The organism is Meiothermus granaticius NBRC 107808 (genome assembly GCF_003574355.1).
GTDB lineage: Bacteria > Deinococcota > Deinococci > Deinococcales > Thermaceae > Meiothermus > Meiothermus granaticius.
The window spans coordinates 97,440-122,476 of the sequence record NZ_QWLB01000001.1 but is presented as its reverse complement, the minus strand read 5'-3'; the positions used below and the strand labels follow the sequence as shown (position 1 = coordinate 122,476).

General features: G+C 62.9%; 26 protein-coding genes and 2 tRNA genes. 11 read left to right on the top strand and 17 right to left on the bottom strand.

The genetic code is table 11. The features are described from left to right. Positions 1-68: 68 nt before the first annotated feature. Positions 69-1,028 (top strand): aspartate carbamoyltransferase catalytic subunit, encoded by a 960-nt coding sequence (locus Mgrana_RS00710; RefSeq protein ID WP_119355679.1) that lies wholly within the window; start codon positions 69-71, stop codon positions 1,026-1,028. Continuing rightward, entirely contained in the window at positions 1,025-2,341 is a 1,317-nt protein-coding gene (locus Mgrana_RS00705) for a dihydroorotase (protein ID WP_119355678.1), read from the top strand. Before Mgrana_RS00710 ends, Mgrana_RS00705 begins: the two co-directional genes overlap by 4 nt. A 2-nt stretch (positions 2,342-2,343) precedes the next feature. Here the strand turns inward: Mgrana_RS00705 and Mgrana_RS00700 are convergent, their stop codons facing one another. Next, positions 2,344-2,814, bottom strand: coding sequence for a metallophosphoesterase family protein (locus Mgrana_RS00700; protein ID WP_119355677.1), 471 nt, complete (start codon positions 2,812-2,814; stop codon positions 2,344-2,346). A 22-nt stretch (positions 2,815-2,836) separates the two neighbouring features. Here Mgrana_RS00700 and Mgrana_RS00695 point away from each other — a divergent pair, with 22 nt between their 5' ends. Both Mgrana_RS00695 and lon read left to right on the top strand, forming a co-directional pair. Further along, positions 2,837-3,052, top strand: a complete 216-nt coding sequence (locus Mgrana_RS00695; protein ID WP_119355676.1) for a hypothetical protein — start codon at positions 2,837-2,839, stop codon at positions 3,050-3,052. Positions 3,053-3,248: 196 nt separating this feature from the next. Beyond that, positions 3,249-5,624, top strand: a complete 2,376-nt coding sequence (lon, locus tag Mgrana_RS00690; protein WP_119355675.1) for an endopeptidase La — start codon at positions 3,249-3,251, stop codon at positions 5,622-5,624. A gap of 60 nt (positions 5,625-5,684) precedes the next feature. On the opposite strand, the gene Mgrana_RS00685 is transcribed toward lon, so the two are convergent. From Mgrana_RS00685 to Mgrana_RS00675, 3 genes are read right to left on the bottom strand one after another with little or no spacing between them, the layout of a single operon-like run. Beyond that, positions 5,685-5,939, bottom strand: a complete 255-nt coding sequence (locus tag Mgrana_RS00685) for a glutaredoxin family protein (protein WP_240631185.1) — start codon at positions 5,937-5,939, stop codon at positions 5,685-5,687. Positions 5,940-5,992: 53 nt separating this feature from the next. Then, a complete protein-coding gene (locus tag Mgrana_RS00680) occupies positions 5,993-6,895 on the bottom strand; it encodes an ROK family protein (protein ID WP_119355673.1) in 903 nt (300 codons plus the stop codon). A 28-nt stretch (positions 6,896-6,923) separates the two neighbouring features. Further along, the gene (locus Mgrana_RS00675; protein ID WP_119355672.1) at positions 6,924-7,181 is read right to left on the bottom strand and encodes a hypothetical protein; all 258 of its coding nucleotides are present in this window, start codon (positions 7,179-7,181) and stop codon (positions 6,924-6,926) included. A 156-nt stretch (positions 7,182-7,337) separates the two neighbouring features. Between Mgrana_RS00675 and Mgrana_RS00670 the strand changes: the two genes are divergently transcribed. Genes Mgrana_RS00670 through Mgrana_RS00660 form a run of 3 tightly spaced genes read left to right on the top strand, consistent with a single transcriptional unit; the run spans position 7,338 to position 9,782 of the window. Beyond that, the gene (locus Mgrana_RS00670) at positions 7,338-7,697 is read left to right on the top strand and encodes a hypothetical protein (RefSeq protein ID WP_119355671.1); all 360 of its coding nucleotides are present in this window, start codon (positions 7,338-7,340) and stop codon (positions 7,695-7,697) included. After that, the gene (locus tag Mgrana_RS00665) at positions 7,694-8,368 is read left to right on the top strand and encodes a response regulator transcription factor (protein ID WP_119355670.1); all 675 of its coding nucleotides are present in this window, start codon (positions 7,694-7,696) and stop codon (positions 8,366-8,368) included. Before Mgrana_RS00670 ends, Mgrana_RS00665 begins: the two co-directional genes overlap by 4 nt. Positions 8,369-8,417: 49 nt before the next feature. After that, positions 8,418-9,782 (top strand): sensor histidine kinase, encoded by a 1,365-nt coding sequence (locus tag Mgrana_RS00660; protein WP_119355669.1) that lies wholly within the window; start codon positions 8,418-8,420, stop codon positions 9,780-9,782. A gap of 40 nt (positions 9,783-9,822) precedes the next feature. On the opposite strand, the gene Mgrana_RS00655 is transcribed toward Mgrana_RS00660, so the two are convergent. Then, positions 9,823-11,253 carry an ATP cone domain-containing protein gene (locus Mgrana_RS00655; RefSeq protein WP_119355668.1) on the bottom strand — a complete coding sequence of 477 codons (1,431 nt, stop codon included), beginning with the start codon at positions 11,251-11,253 and terminating at the stop codon, positions 9,823-9,825. Between the two features lie 104 nt (positions 11,254-11,357). Between Mgrana_RS00655 and Mgrana_RS00650 the strand changes: the two genes are divergently transcribed. Together Mgrana_RS00650 and Mgrana_RS00645 are read left to right on the top strand one after the other, a co-directional pair. Then, positions 11,358-11,432 (top strand) — tRNA-Cys (locus tag Mgrana_RS00650). Between the two features lie 47 nt (positions 11,433-11,479). Then, positions 11,480-11,556 (top strand) — tRNA-Val (locus tag Mgrana_RS00645). Between the two features lie 74 nt (positions 11,557-11,630). On the opposite strand, the gene Mgrana_RS00640 is transcribed toward Mgrana_RS00645, so the two are convergent. Then, positions 11,631-12,719 (bottom strand): tyrosine-type recombinase/integrase, encoded by a 1,089-nt coding sequence (locus Mgrana_RS00640; protein WP_119355667.1) that lies wholly within the window; start codon positions 12,717-12,719, stop codon positions 11,631-11,633. 70 nt (positions 12,720-12,789) lie between these two features. Then, a complete protein-coding gene (locus Mgrana_RS00635; protein WP_276309129.1) occupies positions 12,790-13,017 on the bottom strand; it encodes a helix-turn-helix domain-containing protein in 228 nt (75 codons plus the stop codon). Between the two features lie 132 nt (positions 13,018-13,149). On the opposite strand from Mgrana_RS00635, the gene Mgrana_RS00630 reads away from it, so the two are divergent. After that, complete coding sequence (locus Mgrana_RS00630; RefSeq protein WP_119355666.1) at positions 13,150-13,359, top strand: hypothetical protein; 210 nt, start codon at positions 13,150-13,152, stop codon at positions 13,357-13,359. A 90-nt stretch (positions 13,360-13,449) separates the two neighbouring features. Here the strand turns inward: Mgrana_RS00630 and Mgrana_RS16765 are convergent, their stop codons facing one another. Genes Mgrana_RS16765 through Mgrana_RS00610 form a run of 5 tightly spaced genes read right to left on the bottom strand, consistent with a single transcriptional unit; the run spans position 13,450 to position 17,661 of the window. Further along, a complete protein-coding gene (locus Mgrana_RS16765; protein WP_170146367.1) occupies positions 13,450-13,626 on the bottom strand; it encodes a hypothetical protein in 177 nt (58 codons plus the stop codon). Then, positions 13,623-13,949, bottom strand: a complete 327-nt coding sequence (locus tag Mgrana_RS00625) for a hypothetical protein (RefSeq protein WP_119355665.1) — start codon at positions 13,947-13,949, stop codon at positions 13,623-13,625. The genes Mgrana_RS16765 and Mgrana_RS00625 overlap by 4 nt, the downstream gene beginning before the upstream one ends. Positions 13,950-13,961: 12 nt before the next feature. Continuing rightward, on the bottom strand, positions 13,962-16,967 hold the full coding sequence (locus Mgrana_RS00620) for a phage NrS-1 polymerase family protein (protein WP_119355664.1): 3,006 nt from the start codon (positions 16,965-16,967) through the stop codon (positions 13,962-13,964). Beyond that, a complete protein-coding gene (locus Mgrana_RS00615; RefSeq protein WP_119355663.1) occupies positions 16,960-17,412 on the bottom strand; it encodes a hypothetical protein in 453 nt (150 codons plus the stop codon). The genes Mgrana_RS00620 and Mgrana_RS00615 overlap by 8 nt, the downstream gene beginning before the upstream one ends. Before the next feature lie 12 nt (positions 17,413-17,424). Further along, positions 17,425-17,661 (bottom strand): helix-turn-helix domain-containing protein, encoded by a 237-nt coding sequence (locus Mgrana_RS00610; RefSeq protein ID WP_119355662.1) that lies wholly within the window; start codon positions 17,659-17,661, stop codon positions 17,425-17,427. Between the two features lie 1,507 nt (positions 17,662-19,168). Between Mgrana_RS00610 and Mgrana_RS00605 the strand changes: the two genes are divergently transcribed. Continuing rightward, entirely contained in the window at positions 19,169-20,692 is a 1,524-nt protein-coding gene (locus Mgrana_RS00605) for an ABC transporter ATP-binding protein (RefSeq protein ID WP_119355661.1), read from the top strand. Here the strand turns inward: Mgrana_RS00605 and asnS are convergent. The 5 genes from asnS to Mgrana_RS00580 all read right to left on the bottom strand — a co-directional run bounded on the left by asnS (position 20,689) and on the right by Mgrana_RS00580 (position 24,948). Further along, complete coding sequence (gene asnS, locus Mgrana_RS00600; protein WP_119355660.1) at positions 20,689-22,014, bottom strand: asparagine--tRNA ligase; 1,326 nt, start codon at positions 22,012-22,014, stop codon at positions 20,689-20,691. The genes Mgrana_RS00605 and asnS overlap by 4 nt on opposite strands. 62 nt (positions 22,015-22,076) lie before the next feature. Next, complete coding sequence (locus tag Mgrana_RS00595) at positions 22,077-22,904, bottom strand: serine hydrolase (protein ID WP_119355659.1); 828 nt, start codon at positions 22,902-22,904, stop codon at positions 22,077-22,079. Then, positions 22,901-23,716 carry an HAD family hydrolase gene (locus tag Mgrana_RS00590; protein ID WP_119355658.1) on the bottom strand — a complete coding sequence of 272 codons (816 nt, stop codon included), beginning with the start codon at positions 23,714-23,716 and terminating at the stop codon, positions 22,901-22,903. Before Mgrana_RS00590 ends, Mgrana_RS00595 begins: the two co-directional genes overlap by 4 nt. After that, positions 23,713-24,549: an HAD family hydrolase gene (locus tag Mgrana_RS00585; RefSeq protein ID WP_119355657.1), complete on the bottom strand. Its 837-nt coding sequence runs from the start codon at positions 24,547-24,549 to the stop codon at positions 23,713-23,715. Before Mgrana_RS00585 ends, Mgrana_RS00590 begins: the two co-directional genes overlap by 4 nt. A 72-nt stretch (positions 24,550-24,621) precedes the next feature. Then, a complete protein-coding gene (locus Mgrana_RS00580; protein ID WP_119355656.1) occupies positions 24,622-24,948 on the bottom strand; it encodes a hypothetical protein in 327 nt (108 codons plus the stop codon). Between the last annotated feature and the right edge of the window lie 89 nt (positions 24,949-25,037).

Sequence of the window (25,037 nt, the reverse complement as noted above, 5' to 3'; positions counted from 1 at the left end):
GATTGGTGCAACGCGGGGAGCATTAGGCTCTGTCCGCGGCTCGAGAGGTGCCCCAGCAAGGAGTACCCATGACCGTAACGCCCGATACCAGCGCTGCCGCCCCAACCCCGCGCAGCCTGCTCGATTTTCAGGGTTGGAGCCGAGCCCAGCTCGAGAGCCTGTTTGAAACCAGCAAGATGATGCAAGAGGTGCTGGCCCGGCCGGTAAAGAAGGTCCCGGCCCTGACCGGTTTCACCGTGGCCACGGTGTTTTTTGAGGCCAGTACCCGCACCCGGCTTTCCTTTGAGCTGGCGGCCCGGCGAATGAGCGCCGATGTACTCTCCTTCAGCGCCGCAACCAGCAGCATAAGCAAGGGCGAAACCTACAAGGACACCCTGCTCACCCTGGATGCCATGGGAGTTGACGCTTACGTGATCCGGGTGGACGCCGCCGGGGTCTGCCATCAGGCCGAGCGCTGGCTGGGCAAGCCGATCATCAACGCTGGGGACGGCTGGCGGGCCCATCCCACCCAGGCCCTGCTCGACGCCTTCACCCTGCTGGAGGCGCTCGGGAGCCTGGAGGGCAAGAAGATCGCGATTGTAGGAGACATCCTTCACTCGAGGGTGGCCCGCTCCAACGCCGAGCTGCTGCCCCGGCTGGGAGCAGAGGTGGTGGCTTGTGGCCCGGCTACGCTGCTGCCGGGAACCCTTCCAGGGGTCCAGCTCAGCACCGACTTGAAAACCGGGCTCACCGACGCGGATGCGGTGATGGTTTTACGCCTGCAAAACGAGCGCATGGACAAGGGCCTGCTGCCTTCCCTACCCGAGTACATCGCAGGCTATCAGGTGACTCAGGAGCGTCTGGACTGGGCCAAACCTGGTGCACCGCTGCTGCATCCGGGCCCCATGAACCGGGACGTAGAGCTCGAGGGCCCGCTCGCCGACTCCTCCCGCAGCCTGGTGGAGCGGCAGGTGGCCAACGGCCAGGCCATTCGCATGGCGGTACTCTATCACCTGCTGGTCGGCAAAAAACCCCGAGGGGAATCATGAACGGTGAACTGCTCATCCAACACGTCCGGCTGGTGGACAGCCGGGGGGAACACGGAACCGCCGATGTGCTCATCGGCCAGGGGCGGATTCTCTCGCTCGAGGGGGGGGATGCCCGCCGCCACATAGACGCCTCGGGCCTCATCCTCTCCCCTGGTTTCTGCGACCCCCACGCCCATCTGCGCGAACCCGGACAGGAGGTTAAAGAAGACCTGACCAGCGGCCTGACCGCAGCGGCCCGAGGGGGCTACAGCGATGTGGTCTCGATGCCCAACACCCTCCCGCCGGTAGACCGCGCGGAGGGGGTTGCCGCGCTCAAGGAAAAAGCTGCACGCATCGGCCAAGCTCGGCTGCACCCTGCCGCGGCCCTAACCCAAGGGCAGGAGGGAAAGCGGCTGACCGAAGCCCGGTTGCTGGCTGAGGCCGGTGCGGTCCTGCTCACCGACGATGGCCGGACCAACGAGGATGCCGGGGTTTTGGCTCTGGGCATGCAGTACGCGGCCTCCTGGGGCCTCACCGTGAGCGTCCACGCTGAAGACGCCGGACTGCGCCGGGGCGGGGTGATGAACGAAGGAGGGGTCTCATTCCGCTTGGGGCTGCCGGGAAATTCGGTCTATGCGGAGTCCGCACGGATCGCACGGGACCTGGAGATCGTCCGGTATGTCCTGGCCCAGCTCGGAGGCCGAGGCCCGCAGGCCAAAGCCCTGCTGCACGTACAGCACCTCTCCAGCGCTCGAGGTCTGGAGCTCATCCGCCAGGCGAAGGCCGAGGGGTTACCGGTCACCTGTGAGGTGGGGCCGCACCACCTCACCCTGAGCGAGGAGCGGCTCGAGAGCCTCGATCCGCTCTACAAAGTGGCCCCCCCCCTGCGCACCCCCGCCGATGCCGAGGCCTTGATCCAAGGCCTCCTGGACGGCAGCATTGACTGCATTGGCACGGATCACGCCCCCCATACCCAAGACGAGAAGGAACTCGATCTGCTGCGGGCCCCGTTTGGCATCCCCAACCTCGAGGTCGGCTGGCCTTTGCTCTACACCGAGCTCGTGCTCAAGCGAGATTTCCCCCTGCCGGTGCTGCTGGAGCGTTTTACCGACGGACCGCGGCGGGTGCTGGGGTTCGAGGCCATCTGGCTCGAGGCGGGTGCGGAGGCCAGCCTGGTGCTGTGGAACCCTGACCAAGAACGCCCGGTGGAGCCCCAGCGGTTCGCCTCCAAAGCCAAGTTCAGCCCCTGGGCCGGTTGGAAGCTCCGGGGCTGGCCGGTGCTGACCCTGGTCGAGGGGCGGGCGGTCTTCGAGGGGCTGGAGCAGCCCGCATAGCCTTATAGCCTTAGCGGCAGCTCGATCAGGCGGGGCTCGAGCCGCCCCTTCCCCACACGGATCTCCGCCATGCTCACCGGAAGGTCAAAGCGGCGCGGCCCCACGCTGCCAGGGTTCAGGTATAGAACGCCCTTCTCCTGGCGAATCGCAGGCCGGTGGGAGTGCCCGCTGATCACCACGGCAAACCCCGCCGCGGCGGGGTCCAGGACCAGTTCACGGAGGTCGTGCAGGACATAGAGCGCGTAGGGGCCTACCTCGAGGATCTCGGTTGAAGGCAGGCCTTGGGCCCACTCCCCCCGGTCTATGTTGCCCCGCACCGCAACGGTGGGGGCAATTCCCCGCAGGGCCTCGAGCACCTCTGCCGACCCGAGGTCCCCCGCGTGAACGATCCAGTCCACGCCCTTCAAGGCTTGTACCGCCTCCGGCCGCAGCAGTCCATGGGTATCGGAGAGCACCCCGACGCGAGCCCTCATCCCCCCAGCGTACAATCGCGGCATGTATGAGACCCTCGAGGGCCAGGTGCTCCAGGCCAGGGCGGTTAGCCTCCATGGGGCAATTTTTTATGACCTGGTGCTGCAAACCCCCCAAGGCCTGCGGCACCTACGTTTCCAGGACTCCTTTCTGGCCCCCCCTCCCCTGGCTGGAGAGTGGCTGCGGATCGAGCTGCTCCTGGGTAACGTCACCCGCGCGGAGCGGTTGGGCTCGAGGTAAGCCGCGGCGGCCCCACCCCATTCCTGGGCTTTCCCCAAGGGGAACATTAAGGCGTATTGAGTCTGGTTGACTCAAGTACTCTAAGTGTGGTTTTTGACCCTTTCTTCATCTCTCCACCTTGTAGAATCGCGGTAGATCGTTCCCTTCTCCGCCGATGGAACGACGACGCACAGGCGGATTTGGAGGAAACCTGAATATGCGTTTAGAGTTGCCGGTCATCCCGTTGCGAAACACGGTGATCCTCCCCCACACCACCACCCCGGTGGACGTGGGCCGCGCTAAGAGCAAGCGCGCGGTTGAGGAGGCCATGGGTGCAGACCGGCTCATCTTCCTGGTGGCCCAGCGCGACCCGGAAGTGGACGATCCCACCCCCAATGATCTCTACGCCTGGGGAGTCCAGGCCGTGGTAAAGCAAGCCATGCGGCTGCCCGATGGCACCCTGCAGGTGATGGTCGAGGCCCGGGCTCGAGCCCTCATAGACGACTACATCTCCGGTCCCTTCCTGCGGGCTCGGGGCGAGGTGGTAAGCGAAAACCTGCCCAGCGATGAGGCGGTGGTGCGGGTGCTGGTCGAGGAGACCAAGGAGAGCTTCGAGAAATACGTAGCCAGCCACAAATCCCTGCGCCTGGACCGCTACCAGCTCGAGGCCGTCAAGACCGCCTCCGACCCCGCGGTGATCTCCGACACCATCGCCTATCACGCCACCTGGACGGTGGCCGAGAAGCAGGAGATCCTCGAGACCACCGAGGTAGAAACGCGGCTCAAGAAGGTGCTGGAGCTGCTCAGCCGTGACCTGGAGCGCTTTGAGATGGACAAAAAAGTGGCTCAGCGGGTCAAAGACCAGATGGACACCAACCAGCGCGAATACTACCTGCGCGAGCAGATGAAGGCCATCCAGAAGGAGCTGGGCGGTGAGGAGGGCGGGAACGACTTAGAGCAGTTGCGCGAGCGCATCGAAAAGGCCGGGATGCCGGAGGCGGTCCAGACCAAAGCCCTCAAAGAGCTGGATCGGCTCGAGCGCATGCAGCAGGGCAGCCCCGAGGCCACGGTGGCCCGGACTTACCTGGACTGGCTGGTGGAGGTGCCCTGGACTCAGGCTGACCCCGAGATCCTGGACATCGCCCATACCCGCAAGATTCTCGATGAAGATCACTACGGGCTGCGCGACGTAAAAGAGCGCATTCTGGAGTACCTGGCGGTGCGCCAGATGACCCAGAACCTGGAGGTGCGCAACAAGGCCCCCATCCTGGTGCTGGTGGGGCCGCCGGGGGTCGGGAAGACCAGCCTGGGGCGCAGCATCGCCCGGAGCATGAACCGCAAGTTCCACCGCATCAGCCTGGGTGGGGTGCGCGACGAGGCCGAGATCCGCGGCCACCGCCGCACCTACATCGGGGCCATGCCGGGCAAGCTGATTCACGCCATGAAGCAGGTCGGGGTGGTCAACCCGGTCATCCTGCTGGACGAGATTGACAAAATGAGCGCCGACTGGCGCGGCGACCCGGCCAGCGCCATGCTCGAGGTGCTGGATCCCGAGCAGAACAACACCTTCACCGACCACTACCTGGACGTCCCCTACGACCTCTCCAAGGTCTTCTTCATCACCACCGCCAATTCCCTCCAGACCATTCCCCGCCCGCTTTTAGACCGGATGGAGATTATCGAGATCCCCGGCTACACCAACCTCGAGAAGAGCCACATCGCCCGAGGTTACCTCTGGCCCAAGCAGGTCAAGGAGGCCGGGATGGAGGGCAAGATTGAGGTGACCGATGCAGCCATTGCCCGGATCACCAACGAGTACACCCGCGAGGCCGGGGTGCGCAACCTGGAGCGCGAGCTGGGCAAGGTGGCCCGCAAGGGGGCCAAGTTCTGGCTCGAGGGGGCCTGGGAGGGGCTGCGCACGGTAGATGCCCCTGAGGTTCCCAGCTACCTGGGCATTCCTAAATTCCGTCCTGACCGGGCCGAGAGCGAACCCCAGGTCGGCGCGGCTCAGGGCCTGGCCTGGACCCCGGTCGGGGGGACCTTGCTGACCATTGAGGTCGCAGCGGTGCCGGGCAAAGGGGGCCTCTCGCTCACCGGGCAGCTCGGGGAGGTCATGAAGGAATCGGCTCAGGCCGCCCTGACCTACCTCCGGGCCCATGCCCAGGAGTGGGGCTTGCCCGAAGACTTCCACACCAAGTACGACGTGCACGTGCACGTCCCTGAAGGCGGAACCCCCAAAGATGGCCCCAGCGCCGGAATCACCATGGCCACCGCGATTGCCTCAGCCCTCACCCGCCGGCCCGCCCGGATGGACATCGCCATGACCGGTGAGGTCACCCTGCGGGGCAAGGTGTTGCCCATCGGTGGGGTCAAGGAGAAGCTCCTGGCGGCACACCAGGCGGGCATCCGCAAGATCGTGCTGCCCAAGGACAACGAGCCCCAGCTCGAGGATCTGCCCAAGGATGTGCTCGAGGGCCTGGAGATCAAACTGGTGGAGAACGTGGGCGAGGTGCTGCGCTACCTGTTGCTGCCGGATCCGGTGATTCCGCCGGTAGGGCAGACCAACGAGAACCGCCCTCAACCCGGTGCATAAGCCTCAACGCGATTCAAGGACAAGGGCGAGCCTAGGCTCGCCCTTATTGCGTGGAGCAGCCTAGCCAGACTGCGGCTGCACTAGGCCCACCTCGTTCAACCACCCTTTGAGCTTGGCCACGGAAAAGCGGCTCATCGAGGTGGCGTGGGAACCATAGACCAGGGTGGGGACACTGCGCCGTCCCCCATTGACCTCGAGCACCCGCTGCTCGGCCTCGGGGTGGCGGTCTATGTCTATCTCGTGGTAGGGGATGCCCAGCGCCTCGAGGGCGTGCTTGGCGGCGCGGCAGTCGCCACACCAAGAAGTCGAGTACATCGTGATCACAAACCGAGATTCTATCAAAACGGCCCGGGATGACTGTAACCCGATTAGACCTCTCCCACCTCGAGGCCGGCGGTGAGGGCCGCGCCCAAAAGCCCCGCCTCTGAGCCGAGTTTGGCCATATAGATGGGTGGGGCAATCCAGCCCTCCATGTAGCGCTGGTAGGAACGCTGCACCTCCTCGAGGTAAGCCGGCCCGGCGTTGAGGGCCACCCCTCCCCCCAACACGATGACCTCTGGATCGAAGGCCTTGACCAGCGAGGCCAAGCCAATTCCGGCATAGTGTGCAGCCTGCAAAACAATCCGGGCTGCACGGGGGTCTTTGGCCTCGAAGCGGGCGAACAGTTCGCGGGTGGTGACCTCGGTCTTGTAGACCGCGAGGGCCATCCGCTCCATGGCGGGCCCGGTAGCCAAAGCCTCCAAGCAGCCATCCAAGCCGCAACCACACAGGGGCCCCCCCGGCAACACGGTGATGTGTCCGACCTCCGCCCCTTGTCCATGAGCCCCGTGCAGCACCCGGTTGTCCAACACAAACCCTCCGCCCACCCCGGTCGAGACCGTGACAAAGAGTGAGCTGCTGGCCTCCTTGGCGGCCCCCAACACATGCTCGGCCAGGGCCGCCGCATTGGCGTCGTTCTCGAGGTACACCTTCAACCCGGTTGCCTTCTCGAGCAAATCCCGGATGGGGAAATTGGTGAATCCCGCAATGTTCGGGGCGAATTTGATGACCCCCTGGGTGTAGTCCAGCGGCCCGGGGGTACCCAGCCCGATGGCCTTGGCCGATTCCCCCGCCTCCTGCATCGCGGTTTGCGCGGCTTTAGCCATGGCCTCGATCACCGCCTGTCCCCCTGCTTCCGGGGTGGGAACGGTAATGCGAGAGCGCAGTTCTCCCCCTGAAAAGACCCCCGCCGCGATCTTGGTGCCTCCCAGGTCAATGCCAATAACGCCCATTCTGAGTTTCCTCCTGAGGTCTGGAGCCTTATGCCCGGTCTCGCTCCACGATCCAAACCGCCTCTGAGTATAGAACCTGGGGTACCCATAGGCTTACCGTCCCGGTGTAAGTACCTAAGTAGGCCTCGGGCACGGTGAAGGGGGTCTCGAGATACACCGGGATGTTGCGGGCCTGCAGGCTTTGGCGCACCCCCTCGGCCACCACCCGGGGGGCCGAGAGCAAAAACACATAGGGCACCTCGCCAATCAGGCGGGGGGGTGGGGTCTGCGGGTCGGAATCGTCCACTGCCCTATACGCTACTGCAAAATTCCCCCGCAGCCTACCTGAGGCCCCCCACCCCAAATTGGCCCAACGCTCAACCCCAACAGGGGGTATGCTGGTTAAGTGCCCTTTATCCGGATCCCATACCCCTATCCGCGGTCTAGGGCATAGTGATGAACGATGCGTGGCTTGTTTCTCGCACTGGCTTTAGCCTTGACGCCCCTTCCCAACCTCCCCTGGATTCCCTCGGGCAGCGAGATTCGGATTGTTTCGGCGGATTTGCTCACGGTTTATGTGGTTTGGCAGGTCAACGACCGGGACATGATTTTGCAGAGCAAAGTGCCGGCCCCGGTAGGGCGGGAGGTGCGGGTACTGTTCAAAGTGGGGGACGGCTATCGCCCACCGTACAATGGAACGACGACCCTGCGCGGCGACGTGTCGCTGCAAATCGAAGGAGAGCGCGTGAGCTTGAATGAGCTTCTGACCCGCACCTATCGCCTGAACCTGCCCAATGGGCGGGTCTTACCGGAGGTTCGATGAAACGCATCTTGCTGATCGAGGACGATCCGGAAATCGCGCACCTGCTGCAGCTCGAGCTGGGTGAGGCGGGGTACCTGGTGGACTGGGCGTCTGGGGGAATGTCCGGGCTGGTCCGGCTGCGCGAAACCGTCCCTGACTTGGTAATCCTGGATTTGGGCCTGCCTGATCTCGACGGCGGTGAGGTGGCCCGGCGAATCCGCTCTGGCTACGAGGTGCCCATCATCGTCCTGACCGCTGCCGACGCAGTAGAGCGCAAGGTCAGCTTGCTGTCCGATGGGGCCGATGACTACATCGTCAAACCCTTCCACCCGGCGGAACTTCTGGCCCGCATCCAGGTGCAGTTGCGCCACCGCGAGGGGGGCGAGCAGGTTGTGGTGGGGAGCCTCGAGGTTCACCTGGCCAAACGCCAGGTGCTCTATGAAGGCCAGGAGCTGCGGCTTTCACCCAAGGAGTTTGAGCTGCTGTCGCTGCTGGTCAGCCGGGCTGGGAAGGTTTTCAGCCGGACCGAGATCGAAGAACACCTCTGGGGACGACAGCTCGAGCGAGACTCCAACGTAGTGGACGTACACATCGCTAACCTGCGCTCCAAGCTGCGGGAAGCCGGGGCCTATGGCTACCTGCGCACGGTGCGCGGGGTGGGGTATGCCCTGCGGCAACGGGAAGCAGAGTGATCAAAGGCCCAGGGGATAGGTTCCAACGCCCCAAGCCTTGGATAGCCCCATGTCCTTTCGCACCCGCTTGATCCTGGCCTACGTGCTGCTGTGGGTGCTGATCCTGCTGCTGACCCTAGCCGTGACCTTCTACTCCATCAGCTTCGGCCTTTACGGCCAGGTTGAGCGCAGCCTGACTGGGTATGTGACGGAGCTGGCCCAGCTGTATGCCTCCGGGAAAGCCGGGGAGGTGAACACCCGCACCCGGCTGGTCAACGTCACGCTCTACAGCCAAGGGGGACAGCTCATCTACCCCAGCGATACCGACTTTGGCCAGCGCATCCCCCGCAACTACATCCGCGATGCCAGCGAAACCCCCAAACCCTTCTACGCCAACGATTTCATTGCGGTGTACCAGCGCATTCCAGGGGCCATCATCGCGGTCAGTCAGGACACCCGCTACATCGAGGTCATCAGCGGCGGGATACGCAACAGCCTGCTGGTAGGGATGGCCTTTCTGCTGCCTGTGGGGGCCTTGTTCATCGTGTTTGCAGCCCGGGTAGCCCTGGTCCCACTGCACCGGGCGGCTCAGGAAGTGGACCGCAGAGGCCCTTTCAACCTCTCCCCTATCGTCTACACCGGCCCCAAGGACGATATCGGGGTCATGGTAGAGCGGGTCAATGAGCTGCTGCGGGAACTCAGCGAGGCTCGAGACCGCGAGCGGGCTTTCCTGGCCGAGGTCTCGCACGAGCTGCGCACCCCCCTCACCTCCCTCAACGGCTACCTCGAGCGTCTGGCCCGCAACCCCAACGATTCAGAGATGCTCGAGCGCAGCCGTAAGATCGCAGCCCATACCGTCCGCATGGTGCAGGATTTGCTGGCCTTGGCCCGGGGCGAGGCCGAGCGTACCGTCAATGCGCATATCGTCAACCTGGGCGATATCCTGCGCCAGGCGGTAGGCGAGTACCCCGGGGTGAGCCTCAAGATGCCAGAGGCCTTCCCCGAGGTCTTGGGCGATCCCGACCGGCTTTTGCAGCTGGCCCGAAACCTCGTCTCCAACGCAGTGCGGGCTGCTGGGTCCGCCGAAAAGGTACGGGTGCGGGTCTGGCAGGAAAAAGAGCCCACCGATTACCCCCGCGACCCCTATGAAACCCAGGATGAAGCCCGGGTCACCTCAACCCCAGAAATGCGCAGCCTCAAACAGCCCTGGGCCGCCTTCGCGGTGGTGGACTCCGGCCCCGGTATCGCACCCGAGGTGATGCCCCGGCTCTTCACCCGCTTCGCCCGGGGACCGGAGGGGGGCACCGGACTGGGCCTGGCCATCGCCAAACAGATCGCCGAAGCCCACGGAGGGCAGATCCGGGTGGCGAGCCGCCCCGGTGAGACCCGCTTCACGGTGTTCCTGCCGCTTTTGGCCGAGAGCGAAGAGGGGTAGCCGCGAACCCTATCGCGCTCTTCTGGATGTGAAGAACGCTCTAGCCCTGCACCACCTCGAGGTAGACTTCCTGCAAGCGCTCCACAATCACCTCGAGGCCCTTCTCGATCGCACTGTCCAGGTTGGCGGCTGGAATGATGGGAATCCCCGCGCCCTTAGCCAGTTCCGCCAGGTGGCTTTGGATCAAGCGAATCTGCTCGAAGCTGCGCAGGTAGCTGCCCTGGGCCCGGCTGCCGCCGGTCTCGCGGTCGCGTAGGAAAAAGCGGTTGCGGTGGATTTCTTCATCCTCCAGCACCAGCATCATCGGGATTTGGATCACCTCACTCTGGTGTTGGTGCGACATATACCCCGGAACCACATGCACCCCCTCCACCACCAGCGAGGTGCGTTCTTGGGCAGCCCGCTCCTGCACCGCCCGCAACCCCACAGCCACCCTCGAGACCTGGTCGCGAAACCCCTGCATCACCAGTTCAGGGCTGGGCTCGGTGGTCTGCGGGGTAGCCAGGGCCTGCCAGGAATCAAAGCTGCTGGTGTAGAGGGTGGGCAGGAGACCCTGGGGAATGGTGGCCCGCAGGATTTCCCGCACCGCATCGGTCGAGATCATCCGGGTGATGCCCAGACGGTAGGCCAGGGCCGAAGCCAGCACACTCTTCCCCACCCCAGCCATCCCCCCGATCAGCAGGTGAATCGGCTTGACCGTACGGCGAATGGCCCGGAGCAGGTGATAACGACGGGCCACCTCCTCACCGGCCTCTTCCGCCAGCTCCTCGGCCACCAACTTACGCAGGTAATCGCGGGTCACCACCGCCGCCCCCGACTCCCGCAGGCGCCGCTCCACATCCCGGGCCATGCGATAAGCCGCGTCCGGAGAGAGCCCCACCGCCATCACCGACTGGGCCAAGACCCCCTTGGAAAAGGGCACCCGGGGCTCCCCTTCGGCCTCCTCGACGAAAATCTCCCCAACCAGGGCCTGCCGTCCCGCGTAGCGGGCCCGGGCTGCCGGGCCAAAAAGCTCCTCGACCTCTTGAGCAATTCGGCACTCGAGCTCCGGTGATTCGATGCTTTTCACCCCATCGCGGCGCAAGCGGTTTTCTACCGCCCGGGCCAGAGCCTGGGCCTCGCGCATAGAAAACCCGGCGTCCTCGAGGCTGCGGGCCAGAACCCCTTTGGAAAAGGGGCGGCGACGCAATCCTTCCTTAACCACGATGTCCTCGAAAGCCTGGGTCTGCCCCTTTAGCCGCACGGCCACCTCGGGGCCAAAGCTCCGCTCGACCTCGGAAACCAGCAGCTTTTTCAGGGCCGCCGCGGAGATTTCCGGACGCTTGCGGCTCTTGAGCTGTTCCTCGATGGTGTGGGCAACCGATACCGCAGGCTCCATCTTGAGGCCCGCCATCATCATGGATTCCACCAGCAACCCCTTGGAAAACGGCCAGCGGTAGCCGCCGGGGGTTTTGATGTAGACCTCACGCATAGGCCAATGCTACAAGAAAACCCGTTCCGCTCGGTGCTGTTTGACACAGTAGAGGGCGTGTGCTAGCCTAGCTTTTGCTGTCACCCCGTCCAGAGGGTGTGCGGGGCGCTGTAGCCAAGTGGTAAGGCAGAGGTCTGCAAAACCTCCATTCACCGGTTCGAATCCGGTCAGCGCCTCCAAAACCAGACTTCCCAGTACCTTTGCCTTCAGTGCAAAGAGTCCCTATGGGCGCGTAGCTCAGTTGGCTAGAGCACTACCTTGACACGGTAGGGGTCGTTGGTTCGAGTCCAATCGCGCCCACCACGCGTAGGACGAGAAACCCCCTTTATGCAAGGCTTGCATAAAGGGGGTTTTGTGTGCAATCTGTGTGCAATACGTCAGTTCAGGGCGCGGGGGGAAGGGCTCAGTAACTCGCTCAGGGGGAGGGCTACCTCTTCCAGCTCCCAGGCGGCCACATGGCGGTAAAGGTCAAGGGTGATGCTAGGGCGAGCATGACCCAGCCTACGGGACACAAGCTCAATCTGCTTGGTTTTCTGGGCTAGCAAAGTCGCGTGTGTGTGCCTCATGCCGTGGGGAGACAGAGGGGGTAGCTCATGGCGATTGATAATGGCGGCCATGTCTCGGTTTACATTGCGGGGGTGTAGAGGCTGTCCTGTGCTCGAGGTAAACACCAAACCGGTATCCTGCCAGCCATCGCCCAGAATACGGGCCTCTTCCCTTTGGCGAGCCTTCCAGTCCTCGAGTACCCCCACCACATCCAGGCTAAAGCTCACCACCCGGCGGCTAGCCCGGCTCTTTGGGGGGCCAAGATGCACCCTTCCTCTAACCGGGGTTAGGGTTTGCTCGACTCGTAGGGTACGGTTAGGCAAGTCCACATCCTGCCAGCGCAAACCTAAGAGCTCTTCCCGACGCAATCCGGTGGCAAAGCCCAGGTAAAAGAGGGGGTAAAGCCGGTAGGGCTTGGATACCTCCAGGAAGCGGCTCACCACCTGGGCATCCCAGGCTTTGACCTTGCGTACCTGGGGAGCCGATTCCAGCTTGACCGGGCGGGCTACGTTGCGAGGGATTAGCTCCATAGCCACAGCGCGTTCAAGCGCGGCCTCGAGGGTGCTCAGCACCTCCCGGCGGTAACTGGGGGCAAGACTCTTAGCCTCGAGCATTTGAGCCAGGGTGTGTACATGCGCGGGCCTGAGCTTGCGAAGCTCCACACCCCCCAGGCCCTGCCTAATGTGCTTGACATGGGCCTCGAGCTTGAGTGTGTAGGTAGGAGCAGCCTTGGTTGCTTTGGCCTGTAGCCAGGTCTGTAACCAATCGCCTACCGTCAAGCGCTCATGGGTTGGAAGCATCCCTTGAGCAGCAGCCACAAGGAGTTCACGGGCTTTCTGTTGGGCCTCTTCCGGGGTGGCCCCACTCGCCCACCGGCGGTCTAGCTTCCCATCCGGGCGACGGCCTAGGGTCACTTGCATGTACCACCGGTTGCCCCGTTTCACCGGCTTTGTGCCTGAACCGTGGGGACGCTTCTCTAAGGGCCTCTCTCTACTTGCCACCGGTAGGCTCCTTTCGAGGGACAAGGCGAATCTCGACCCCCAGGTACTCGAGCAAGTCCTTCCCGGTATCGGTCAGCAGTCCCCGCCTACCCTGGAAGTAGCTGCTTACGCTTTGGCGGCTTACGCCCACAGCCCTTGCGTAGTCAGCTTGCCTAATGCCCTTCTCTGCCATGACCCGTCTGATCTCGCTGAGTAGTTGCTTTTCGATTTCCCTCACCCCCTTACATTACCGCATTGTATGACCTAAAGATTGACATGTCAAACAATAAGGCTTACAATAGAGCCAGTTGAGAACCAAGCACCTCCAAGCGCCAAGGTTCCCAACCACTCACAGAAAGGAGTAACCCCAGTGTACACCCTCCACAACCTCCCCCCCCAGGCCCAGGCGATTGAGACGGTGGCCTCTATGCTCAGGGCAGAGCTCAAGGCCCTGCCCGAGAGCCTGGACAATGCCGCCCTCGAGGCCCTGCTTTCCTCCATCGAGGAAGCCCAAACCCAACTCAACCGGCTCCAGCGTGTGGCTGAGCTCGAGTGGAGCTATCGTCAGGTAGGAGCCTGAGCAGACCGGGGGTAGGCTCAACCCCTACCCCCACGAAAGGACACCCCAGGGCCAGCCTGGGGGGTTTTTTATGGGCGAAAAATTGAGAAATTATCGCCAGACCGCTCCCCGGTACAGGGTCACCTCGAGGGTATGAGCCTCGTCGAGCGGGGGCCAGGGGGCAAAACGCCAAAATGCGCCGAAATGCGCCGATTCCCCCCACAGCCTGTGAGCCCTCAGCCCCTCGAGGGTGTGCAGGGCGGTGGGGAGATGGGGGTAACGGTTCATCGTCCGGTCTCTGCCTTTTTGGGGAACACTCGAGCGAAGGGCTCGAGCCGGTCTGGGGGCCAGAAGGCCAGGAGCTCCACCTCCTCTGCCTGGGGCCAGCCGTGCTCGAACCGGGTCAGCATCTCCACCAACCACCCCTCGAGGCTGGGGCTGCTCATCCCCGGCCACCTTGCGTGGGCGGCCAGGTCGTCTTCTTTGGGAACCTGCAAGGCCCAATAGACCACCCGGCCATCTACCACAAGGCGAAGTTTGGGAGGGTTCACCCGTTGCAGCTTCTCCACAAGTTGGGGGGTATGGCGGATGAGGGTACGCCAACGGTTCATCAACCCACCTCCTCAGAGCTCGAGGGTGTCCCCCTCGTTTGCATACCTATAGGGCGTTGTATCTCCTGAACCGGTAACATCGGTAACAACGGTTTTTGTGCCGTCCTGGACGGGGTTTAGACTGTTACCGGTTTCTATTTTGTTACCGCTAGCTTCCGGTAACGGTTCCGGTAACAAATCCACCTGTGGGGTGGGGGGTTGGGGTGTTACCGGAAACCTACCGGTAACAGAATCGCTTCCGGTAACACTTTGTTCGTCGTCCTGGACGGGGTTTTTATCGCTGTTACCGATGTTACCGGTTTGTGAGATGAGATACCCATATAGGTGTATCACCCGGCGGGGGTGCCCCAGTACCCGCGTGACTACCTGGGTTCTGGTGGAGTTCCCCTCTTTCTGCACCCGGATGATGCCCTTATCCCCCAGCCGCTTCCACAGGGTACGGGGGGTAGGGAGGGGGACTCCGGCCTCAGATGCTAGCCGGTTGAGAGCGGCATAGGCGGCCTCGGGGTTGAGCAACACATCCTCACCGTCCAGCCACCCCACCTGTGGCCCTTGGCTCATCCACCGGCCCTGGGGGGCTTCCAGGTGACCGCTCAGGTTCTCTTGCCACGCCCAGCCCCAACGCTCAGGGTGGGAGGGCGGCTCGGTGGGCGCGTCCACATTGCCCAGGTGTGCCCGCTTGCTCTCCAACAGCCCCAGGAGCAGAGGAAGGAAGCGCTCAGCGGGGTCAGCGTCACGGAGATAATCGGCCTGGGCCTGGGCTACCTGGGCCAGGGCGGTACTGACCTCAGCCTCGAGGGTCTCGAGCTCATCCTCCCGCAAGCTGTGGGCCAGGTACTCCCGTACCACCTTCCACACCGCGTGAAGTCGAGATACCGCGTCGGTCGTCCTTCCGTGGGTAGAGGGGTACAAGGCCCGGAGCTCGTTCCGATGCTGAATCAACCGGTCACGCACCTCATCCAACCTTTCAGCCAGCCACAGGAGCCAACCGGTGAAGGCAGAGGCCAGCACCCCTTCACGGGCGGCGCGTTGGAGTTCTGTAACTACTGTGTAGTTGAGCTCACCCCGGCGCAACTCCAGCACCAGCGCCCTAGCCATCACACTGTGTTCTGGGTGCAAGTCCTCCCCGGTGATGAGCAGACTTCCCCTCGGGGGACGATCCGGGCGCAAGTTGCTTTCCCCATCCAACCTTGGACGTCCGGTGTTGTTGCCTTGGCTACGCAAAACCCTCCCCGCTTTGCCCTCCAGCTCTTTCCGTCTTCTTTCATGACCACCTGGAGCATAGTCGTCTATCAACAAGAGGGCATCTTTTGCAATGCAAGCCAGCGTTTCTAAGGCGTTGGCGGTTCCCTCCCAGGAAACGGGAGGAGCCCCGGCATGGCCCCACAGGGATTGAAAGAGCAGGGCCAGTGTGGTCTTACCGGCCCCGGTGGGGCCAGCCAGGTACAGACTGCCATCAGGGTAGTTGATAGCCGCTCCCAGGGCGTACAGCAGAAGGGGCCAGGTGACCCCTCGAGGGGCAGCATCCAACAGGCTGAGCAGGGCTCGAGCGTCCCCACTGGTGGAAGGCAGGGTGAAGCTGGAGAGGGCAGGGGGTAGGTCAACCTCGAGGCCCTCCACCGCTCCACCTGAGGCAATGCCACCCGTCGCGTGCAGATAGACCCAGCGCTCCCCCAGCCGCACCCAACCGGTGTGGGCGTAAACGGTAGCCCGGTGAGGGGTAGAGAGGTATTGAATCGCGGCGCGTAGATGGTCTTTGGCCCCTTGCCCCGGCGTCACCACTGCCTGAGAGCCCCACTCCCTGGTGACCCAGTTCAGGGCCACAAACTCTGCGGCCTTCACCCTCGCGGGGGGCAAGGGCTGGGCTCCCGCGTAGCCCTGGAGCTCGAACCACAGTTCGGATGTGAGCCCATCCGAACGGCGAATCTCCCGCGTAATGACGGCGGCAAAGTTGGCCAGGGGGTAATAGCTCACCTCGGGCTTTTCCCCGCGCTCCACCTTGCCGTGTTCAATCACCGCTCTGTGGATGCGGTAGCGCGGTTTCCCCAGCACCACCCCTCCACCAGTGCGGCCATCGAGGGGACAGAGGGGCTCTGAATCCTCCCCACCTGTTGAATCCTTCCCCTTCTGGGGGTCGTAGGGGTTGGGGGCATAAGCCCGCTCGAGGGTGGCTTCCCCGTAGGTCTTGCCGTTGGCGTAATGCTTGGCGTCCCACTTCTCCCGGTACAGCCCGGATTTCCTGAACAGGGCATCAGCCCGGTTCCGGTCGTTGCCACACCACCACATCAGGGAGCCGGCTAAGGCCAGGTCTGCTTCACTTTGCGAGGGGTAACCCGATGTGTCCCCCTCCCACAAGCGGTGGAGTTGGGTTCCGTTCTTTGCCCGGAACATGCGCTCGAGTAGGGCGCCATCATCCAGGTCTACCGGCGGGGTGGGCCTGGGGGCAACAGAGGGCTTGACCTTGGGCGGGAAGAGCTCCAGGAGCAGGGCCTCGAGCTCGGTTTGCCTGTCCTCCAGGTCTTGTGGATACCCTTCCCACCGCTCACCGGTCACGGTGAAATAGCGGCCCTGGTCGTAGACCTCGAGCTCGACCCCAGGGGCCAGCTCCTTCCGGTTGCCCACACCGGGGGGGAGGTGGCCCCGCAAGAGGATGTGAGCCCCTTTGCGGCTAGGGCTCCACTCGGTGTAACTGTTGAGCCGGTCTATGACGGTTTGGGCCTGGGGAGGAACCCCCTCCCCGGTGTGGCCCTTCCAGTCCAGGTCTACGCCCACAATGCCGCCATCCTGGGCGAACACGAACCCCAGCCCCTCCATCCTGTGGGTTTCCAGGGCGGTGAGGGCGGCCTCGAGCGTCCCCCAGGTGGCGGGGTCGTTGGCTTTGGCTTTAGCCCGGTGCTGAGGGTGAGGGCGATAGGGGAGCTTGGTGCGTTTGCCCTCGCGCTCCTCGTACCTCCACACCACCCACTGGGGGAGAGGGCGCAAGCCCGAGGGGATGTGGGCCAGGATGGGCTTAGACATGGCTCCTCCCCTTGAGTTGCTCGATCAGGCGGGAAGCCTCGAGGCGGTTTACGACCTCCCCGGTATGGCCCAGGACGCGCAAATAGGCCCGTTGCTTCTCGGTGGGGGGCTGACCTTCCATCCAGCGCGAGAGGGCCTCTTCAGACCGCTCCCGCTTGATCCGTTGCCGCTCGTCGAAGGGCAGCGACTCCCACCACAAGGCCCAGCGAGCCCCGGCTAGGAGGGCCTCGGGGTCTTCTTCAGCCAGGAGGAGGAGGAGGGTGAAAGCCTCAGAACCGTAAATGCGGCGATATGCGGCGCTAAGGGCATGATCCACAACCTCTTGGGGTGTGGTACAACCCCGGCGCACAGCCGCGAGCAGGCAGTTAGCGGCGGTGCTGCGGTACTCGGGGGGGAAGTGGGAGAGGAAAAGTTCCCTCTCCTGTAGAATGGAGGTGTTGTTCACGCCAACCACCCCCTAGCGCTCCCCGCCCACCCCGGCGGGGTTCTTGTTGGGCTCGAGCTCGTCGTCGCGAATATCCCGGCGCTCACGGGCGGCTTTGGCTAGATACTCCTCGAGGTCAGAACGGCGCATCATCATTACTTGCCCCACCTTGACGTGTGGAAGCCGTCTCATGAGGCGGTAAGCAGTGTCGCGCCCTAGCCCGTACTCTTTCCTGATTCCTTCCGCTGTTAGCAGTTCTTTTCTTTCCATACAGTCCCACCCTATGGCGTAAGATGGGGACTGTGCCAGAGCCAGTTAGCGTAACACTTGGCGTTACACCTCTTGCCTTGAGGCCCCCTGTAAAGTGGGCAGACTCAGCACAAGGGCTTCTGCCTTTAGACCTTGGTCGCACTTGGAGTGCGGCAAATTTTGTGAGGCTGCCTAAAACATACCAGTTAGAGTTCTTGAAGGCTAGCGTAGGGCCTGATTACAAGCCAGACCCACACTCTTTTGTGTTGTTCGTCTTGCGGGGGGTCACCCAAAAGTACGCAACGGTGAAGCGTCCTGTTGTGCTTTCACCTCCACCCGAGAAGTGGGAATATCCCCGCTTAACCATTACGGCGACACCTAGCAGGATCATAGGTGCGCTCATTGAGTGGGACAACATCCCTCCCCCTATTCCTGTATTGGAAGGCTTTTATCGGCTTTGGCGGGCTCTTCAGAAGTCCATCAAAACAAAGGATGGCCTAGCCTACTTCAAGGGGAAAGTGCTTGAGCTTGCTCCAAGGCTCGGATTGCTAGAGCCACACCCCGAAGATGGGTATATGGTTGCACAGAGTGAAAACCTAGGAGCGTTCACGACAATTCAAGATTCCCTCTCGGGGTGGGCCAGGGCAACAGTGACGGTGCGCTTTTGGTGGGAAGTTCTGTCTTCGGGGGTGGGAGAGCCAGTCTGGGGATTCCTCGAGTCCCTACGTGGGTTTTTACCACCGGCGGCGGGCGACTGGGGGACATACCTAAAGCTCTTGGCGGCCCCTTCTAACAGTGTTGTGGCTGATTCTTTTTGGCCCCTCTATGCAGTTGTTGAGTTATTGCGCCTTCACGGGGGAAGAGACTCAACAGGTTATCGGCGCTTTCAAGCTCCCCGCGAAAACATAAGCGAAAGACTGGTACGCGAATACTTACGGCTTGAAGGATTGCGGGGGTTTATTGTTCCTGGGCCTACCCATCTTGCACCCCGCATGGGTACGCAACCCCAAGAGCTTCCAAACCTAGTGGGCTACATGGGCAGCTACCACCGGGCGTTGCTCGAGCTATCGCGGTACAAAGGCCACAGGGGAGTTTGCGCCCATTGTGGTAAGGCGTTCATGCGCGAGCGCAAGACCGGTAAGTATTGCTCGGTGGCCTGTCGCGTGGCAGCCTTGAGGAAGCGTCAGAGGGGGTCAAGGTAGCCCCCAAGTTTGTGTGCAATCTGTGTGCAATGCAGTGAGTAAAACACCCTGGTATAGAGTGGGAAGTTACGGTAAGCCAGTGTCGCTTTTTATCGTCCTGAACGAGGATAAAAAACCCTTCTAAGGGAGGGTGTATAACGGCTTGGAAAGGTTCTAGTAGCATTGACACGGTAGGGGTCGTTGGTTCGAGTCCAATCGCGCCCACCAGAACAAGAAAACCTGTATTGTAAGCCTTGAGTTTGGAATGCAGGGTCAGGATAAGTATCGTCTGGATCAGGGTTGCGTGAAGTGGCCTCCCTCGAGCTTGGCTCGGCTATAATCTCCCCATGGCTTCTCAGCAAATCGGCTCTGTGGCTCTCGAGCTTCGGGACATCACCAAACGCTATCCTCTGGTTCTGGCCAACGATCACATCTCGCTCGATGTGCGCTGGGGCGAGGTGCTGGCCCTGGTAGGTGAGAACGGGGCGGGAAAATCCACCCTGATGAAAATCGTCTATGGCCTGGTCAAACCGGATATAGGTCAGATCTTCGTGGATGGCCATGAGGTCCAGATCAATGCGCCCGGCGATGCCATCGCCCAAGGCATCGGTATGGTCCACCAGCACTTCATGCTGATTGACCCTTTTACGGTGCTCGAGAACGTCATCTTGGGGGCCGAGCCAGGAGGCGGACGGCAAATTGACCTGGCCCAAGCCCGGGCCGAGGTCACCGCGCTCATGAAAGACCTCGAGTTCAACCTTCCCCTCGACACCCCGGTCGAGGAGCTTCCGGTAGGCCTGCAACAGCGCGTGGAAATCCTCAAAGCCCTCTATCGCAAGGCCAATATCCTCATTCTGGACGAGCCCACGGCGGTGCTCACCCCGCAGGAGGCAGATGAGCTGTTCGCTTTCCTGAAGCGCTTCGTGGCCCAGGGCAACGCGGTGATCTTCATCAGCCACAAGCTGGCCGAGGTGATCAAGGTCTCCGATCGGGTGACGGTCATCCGGGATGGCAGGGTGGTGGGCACGGTCCCGACCCAGGAGACCTCGCTCCCTCAGTTAGCTCGGATGATGGTGGGGCGCGAGGTGATCCTCAAGGTGGACAAAAAACCTGCCCAGCCCGGAAAGGTGGTGCTCGAGGTCGAGCATCTGAGCCTCCAGGGCAAGGATCATAAACAGCGCCTGAGCGATATCTCGTTCCAGGTTCGTGCCGGCGAGATCGTTGGCATCGCGGGGATTGAGGGCAACGGACAAACCGAGCTGGTCGAAGCCATCACCGGGCTGCGACACTACAGCGGCACCATCAAGTACGGGGGCCAGGTTCTGCCCCAAAATGCCCGGGCGGTACGCGAGTGGGGCCTCTCCCACATCCCCGAGGACCGCAATGCCCGGGGCCTGGTGCTCGACTTCACCACCCGCGAAAATTCCATCCTGGGGGATCACTACCGCCCCCCCAACACGGGCTTTCTGGGCTTTATCAACAGCCGCTTGGTCGAGCAGGAAGCCGAGGAGATCGTGCAGGAGTTCGATGTACGACCCCGCAGCACGGACTTGGCCGCCCGGCGCTATTCCGGCGGCAATGCCCAGAAAATCATCGTCGGGCGTGAGCTCTCCCGCAAGCCCAAAGTGCTGGTGGCTGCTCAGCCCACGCGCGGGGTGGACATCGGGGCCATCGAGTTCATCCACGACAACATCGTGAATGCCCGGGATCAAGGCATGGGGGTGCTGCTGGTCTCGGCAGACCTCAACGAGGTGCGTTCGCTCTCCGATCGCATTCTGGTCATGTTTGAAGGCCGCATCATGGGGGAGCTGGCAGCCGACGAGGCCACCGAGGAGAAGTTAGGGTTGCTGATGGCGGGGATTGCTTCCTAGGGCCTCATGCGGGTATACATCCTTGGGAAGGGAATGGCTTCGCGTACGTGCTGTAGCCCGCAAATCCAGGCCACAGTGCGCTCCAAGCCAATACCGAAGCCCGCGTGAGGCACCGTACCAAACGCCCGCAGGTCGCGGTACCAATCAAAAACCTCTTCCAGTAAACCGTGCTCGCGGATTTTCCTCAAGAGCAACTCGGGATCGTGGATGCGCTGGGAACCGCCGATGATCTCACCATAGCCCTCAGGGGCCAGCAGGTCATCGTTAAGCACCAGGCGCGCATCCTCGGGGTCGGGCTCCATGTAAAAAGCTTTGACCGCTGCCGGATACCGCTCGAGCACCAGTGGGCGGTCGTATTGGCTGGAAAGCGCGGCCTCATGCGGCGCACCGAAGTCCTCTCCCCAGGGCAGGGGTTCTAGGCCCAGCTCGGGTCGCTCTCGCGCGATCTGATTGACCCGCTCGATGGCCTGGGTGTAGTGCAACCGGGGGAAGCGGCCCTGGGCGGTGGGCTCGAGCCGAGCGGGGTCGCGCTCCAAAACCCGCAGCTCCTCCCGGCGCTCCTCCAAAACCCGTCCCACCAGGTAGGCCACCAGGTCCTCTTGAAGCTGGATGTTTTCCTCGTGGGTCATGAAAGCCACCTCCGGCTCAATCATCCAGAACTCGAGGAGGTGGCGCCGGGTCTTGGAGCGTTCCGCCCGGAAGGTGGGGCCAAAGGTGTACACCTTGCCAAACGCCAGGGCGCCGGCCTCCGCGTAGAGCTGCCCGGACTGCGAGAGGTAGGCTTTCTCACCGTCGAAGAGATCCACCTCGAACAAATCCGAGGTCCCCTCAACCGCGTTGGGAGTGAGGATAGGAGCATCCATTCGAATAAAACCGCGCTGGTGGAAGAAGTCATGGATGGCCCGCTCGAGCTCATCCCGCACCCGCAGCACCGCCCAGGGGCGGCGGTGGCGCATCCAGAGGTGGCGGTTTTCCATCAGGAAGTCAATGCCGTGCTCTTTGGGGGTGATGCGGTACTCCTGACTGGGCAGGCTGATCACCTTGAGGCTGCGGATGGCCAGCTCGTAGCCTCCGGGGGCCCGGGAATCAGCCCGCACCACTCCCCTCACCTCAACGGCAGACTCCTGGGGCAAATGGTCGGCCTGCTCAAACTGCTCCTCAGGAAGCTCGCCCTTGAAGGCTGTGGCCTGCAAAAACCCGGTTCCGTCGCGCAGGGTGAGGAAATGAATCTTGCCCTTGCTGCGGCGTTGGGTGACCCAGCCCCGCAACAGGGCTTCTTGACCGTCGTACTTGGCGATCTCGCTAATGAAGGCGCGCTGCATACCTTCAGAGTGTACCCGACCGCCTGGCCCCCCCCTCAAGTGGCTCCGCTGCGCTGACCGCCTTACCCGGCCAGCCAATACCGATAGGCCACCTCGGCAATGCGACCGATCAGGAGGGTTGCGGGGTGGTCGGGGTGGAACCGGGGGTCTGTCTCCGTCTCAGTCAGGACGGTAATCGAAAGGGCCTGCTCCCCGCGGGCCAGGATACCGGTGTCGTGGCGGCAGCAACGAATCTCGCCGGACTTGGAGTAGAGCCGGATAGGGGTGGTACGCTCCTCGAGGTCGTCCAAATCTGCCAGTAGATAGCGTAAAAACGCGGTGAACTGTTGCCTCGAGAGGATGTCCAGGGCGGTCTTTGTCGCATCAGGCGGCAACAGCTCTCCCCTCCACAAGGCCTTGAGCAGCCGGCCCAGATCCTGAGCCGAGGTCTTGGCCGCATCGCCCGGAAGGCGCCGGGGATCGGGGCGGTCCTCAGGCAGCGAGAGCATTCCAGCAACGTGCGTCTGGGACCAACCTTGAGCCCGGTAATAGGCGTTGAAGGGCTCCTTATGACCCCAGTGGTCCAGCACCACATTGGTGGCAGTGTTGTCGCTCAGCACAATCATCAGGGTCAGGAGGTCGCGCAACGGCAGAACCAGCCCTGGGGAAAGATCTTTGAGAACCCCCGAACCCAGCGCGACCACCTCCGGCTTGATGGGGATGTTCTGGCTCAGATCGGCCCTGGTCGCAAGTGCGTAGCACAGCATCGGCAGTTTGATGGTGCTGGCGGCGAGGAAGGGGCGCTGGGGCTGGTGGGCGAAGGTTTCACCGCTCGAGAGGTGCTCCAGCCACACCCCTACCTGTCCAGGGAAAGCCTGGATATGGGCCTGCAACTCGTCGGATAAGCTCATCGGTTCTTCTCCAAGACGTATTCCACCGCTTCGGCAAACCCCCCCTCGCGCACATGCCCCACGATATGATCGGCCACGGCCTTGACCGGCTCGATCGCGTTGCCCATGGCGATGCCCAGCCCTGCGTCGCGGATTGCGCTCACATCGTTGTCGCTATCGCCGATCATGGCAATTTCACTCAGGTGGAGTCCATAGTACGCAGCCAACCAGCGCAGGCCGGTGGCCTTGGAGATTCCCTGCCGGATCACCCCCGCGATGATCTCTCGAGGGGAGAAATACTCAGCCAGCTCGAGCCCCGGCAGGGCGGTGAGCTCAGGCCGCACGCTCTCCCATAGCCCCAGATCGGGGACCACATACCACAAGCGCACCGGGGGCTCCTGAGCCAGATCTAGCTCCTCGAGCCGCCGCGAGCGGGCCTCCACCCCCACCATAGCCACATGCTCCAGAATCCCCGGTGGCATCAGCTCGGGTTCGTAATAGCGCCCGCCGGTCGCGGTGTTGAGGTCAAAACAAAGGCCGTGGTTGCGGGCCAGGCCTACCAGCTCCCGCAGGTGGGGTAAAGGGGCGGTATAGAGCGGCTGCCCCTCAGCGGTGCAGATCGAGGCCCCATCGTTGAACACGTGGGGGCCATCCGGTTCCATGCGCCGTCCCCACTCGAGGCCAAACCCACCCTGGGGCCTACCGGTGCAGACGGCAAACCTCAGGCCCTCGCGCTTCCCCCGCTCGATGGCCGCCCAGGCCGAATCCGGAACCCCCAGGATCCGCCCCGCATAGAAAGTGCCGTCCAGATCAAGGGCCACCAGCCGAATCACGCCGAGGCCTCGCCCTCACCCAGGGTCTGGGGAAACTCCCGGGCCAACCGGAGGGCCTCCGCCAGACCACAACCCTCCACTGTGCCCACCACATAGTAGGCGGCTTGCTTCACGGAGTCCGGGGCCTCGCCCATGGCAATCCCCAGCCCACTGGCCCGGATCAGCTCGAGGTCATTCTCTCCATCCCCCACCATGGCCACCTGGGCCAGCGCGAGACCATACTGGGCAGCCACCCACTTGGCCGAGGAACGCTTGGAGGTATGCCAGGCGGTTACCGAAGCAAAAATCACCCCAGGCATTCCTGGGCTGGTGGCCTCGTGCAGCTCCACCCCACCCACCTGGGCAATCTGGGCCCGCGCGGTCTGCCAATTGGGGCCGTCCCGCACCACAAACTGGGCCCGCACCGGTTGGGCCGAGAGCTCCAAAAGGTCGCAGCGCTCGGCCTCGAGGCCGATCATGGTTTCGTGCTGACGAATTTCCGGGGTATTGGCCTCGACATAGTAGCCGCCTTCCGCCGTGTAGACCTCGAGGTCTAGACCATAGCGCCGGGCAATGCTCACCAGCTCTTCATAGCTCTTGAACCCCATCCGCTCGGCCTTATGAATGCTCCCATCCCCCCCCAGGACCACCGCCCCATTCTCGAAGATGTGCAGCCCCTTTGGGTCCAGCCTTCGGGCGTACTCGAAGGCGAACCCCCGCCCAGGCCGCCCGGTGCAGACGCTCAGGTGCAACCCCGCTGCCCGGGCCGCCTCAGCGGCCTCCCAGGCGCATTCCGGCACCCCTTTAGGGCCGTAGAGGGTTCCGTCTATGTCTACGAGCACAAGACGAATCATCGGGCTTATCCTACATGCTTTAGGAGCATTCTCGGCTACCGCTTTCCCACAGTCTCACTTTCCAAGGCCAACCTAGCTCCCCCGCCCCTCCTGCTCGGTTGGGCCCGATCGTTCCGCCAAGGTTTGCATGACGATCCAGGCCTCGGCTTCCTCGGGGGTTGGGCTGCGCCAAACCTCCTCGCCGGTTTCGCGCTTCAGGATGCCATACCCCCTGCCTGCCAACGGGCGATAGGTGTAGGGGGCCGTTTTGAGGAACTCCTCGAGGCTCACCCCCTCCCCCAACACCCGGCGAAACCACTCCTGCTGGGCCTTCTCGGTGCGCCGTCCGGCCAGGTAGTTGAATCCCCCCAACACAACAATCAGGAGCAGCACCGCCAGGAATATCCCCGCCACCTCCATACCCCGCCATTGTAGAAGATCCGGGCTGGCCCCCTCTAAAATCACCGCCCCGAGGGCGGCGACCCAGTACTCTGGAAGCTAGGGGTAGG

Coding starts and splice junctions, on each gene's coding strand:
- Mgrana_RS00660 (WP_119355669.1), top strand. CDS start 8,418: ATGTCCTTTCGCACCCGCTTGATCCTGGCCTACGTGCTGCTGTGGGTG.
- Mgrana_RS16765 (WP_170146367.1), bottom strand. CDS start 13,626: ATGAACCGTTACCCCCATCTCCCCACCGCCCTGCACACCCTCGAGGGG.
- Mgrana_RS00670 (WP_119355671.1), top strand. CDS start 7,338: ATGCGTGGCTTGTTTCTCGCACTGGCTTTAGCCTTGACGCCCCTTCCC.
- Mgrana_RS00710 (WP_119355679.1), top strand. CDS start 69: ATGACCGTAACGCCCGATACCAGCGCTGCCGCCCCAACCCCGCGCAGC.
- Mgrana_RS00665 (WP_119355670.1), top strand. CDS start 7,694: ATGAAACGCATCTTGCTGATCGAGGACGATCCGGAAATCGCGCACCTG.
- Mgrana_RS00620 (WP_119355664.1), bottom strand. CDS start 16,967: ATGTCTAAGCCCATCCTGGCCCACATCCCCTCGGGCTTGCGCCCTCTC.
- Mgrana_RS00585 (WP_119355657.1), bottom strand. CDS start 24,549: ATGATTCGTCTTGTGCTCGTAGACATAGACGGAACCCTCTACGGCCCT.
- Mgrana_RS00580 (WP_119355656.1), bottom strand. CDS start 24,948: ATGGAGGTGGCGGGGATATTCCTGGCGGTGCTGCTCCTGATTGTTGTG.
- Mgrana_RS00610 (WP_119355662.1), bottom strand. CDS start 17,661: ATGGAAAGAAAAGAACTGCTAACAGCGGAAGGAATCAGGAAAGAGTAC.
- Mgrana_RS00655 (WP_119355668.1), bottom strand. CDS start 11,253: ATGCGTGAGGTCTACATCAAAACCCCCGGCGGCTACCGCTGGCCGTTT.
- Mgrana_RS00695 (WP_119355676.1), top strand. CDS start 2,837: ATGTATGAGACCCTCGAGGGCCAGGTGCTCCAGGCCAGGGCGGTTAGC.
- Mgrana_RS00625 (WP_119355665.1), bottom strand. CDS start 13,949: ATGAACCGTTGGCGTACCCTCATCCGCCATACCCCCCAACTTGTGGAG.
- Mgrana_RS00595 (WP_119355659.1), bottom strand. CDS start 22,904: ATGAGCTTATCCGACGAGTTGCAGGCCCATATCCAGGCTTTCCCTGGA.
- Mgrana_RS00705 (WP_119355678.1), top strand. CDS start 1,025: ATGAACGGTGAACTGCTCATCCAACACGTCCGGCTGGTGGACAGCCGG.
- Mgrana_RS00685 (WP_240631185.1), bottom strand. CDS start 5,939: ATGTACTCGACTTCTTGGTGTGGCGACTGCCGCGCCGCCAAGCACGCC.
- Mgrana_RS00680 (WP_119355673.1), bottom strand. CDS start 6,895: ATGGGCGTTATTGGCATTGACCTGGGAGGCACCAAGATCGCGGCGGGG.
- lon (WP_119355675.1), top strand. CDS start 3,249: ATGCGTTTAGAGTTGCCGGTCATCCCGTTGCGAAACACGGTGATCCTC.
- asnS (WP_119355660.1), bottom strand. CDS start 22,014: ATGCAGCGCGCCTTCATTAGCGAGATCGCCAAGTACGACGGTCAAGAA.
- Mgrana_RS00640 (WP_119355667.1), bottom strand. CDS start 12,719: ATGCAAGTGACCCTAGGCCGTCGCCCGGATGGGAAGCTAGACCGCCGG.
- Mgrana_RS00700 (WP_119355677.1), bottom strand. CDS start 2,814: ATGAGGGCTCGCGTCGGGGTGCTCTCCGATACCCATGGACTGCTGCGG.
- Mgrana_RS00605 (WP_119355661.1), top strand. CDS start 19,169: ATGGCTTCTCAGCAAATCGGCTCTGTGGCTCTCGAGCTTCGGGACATC.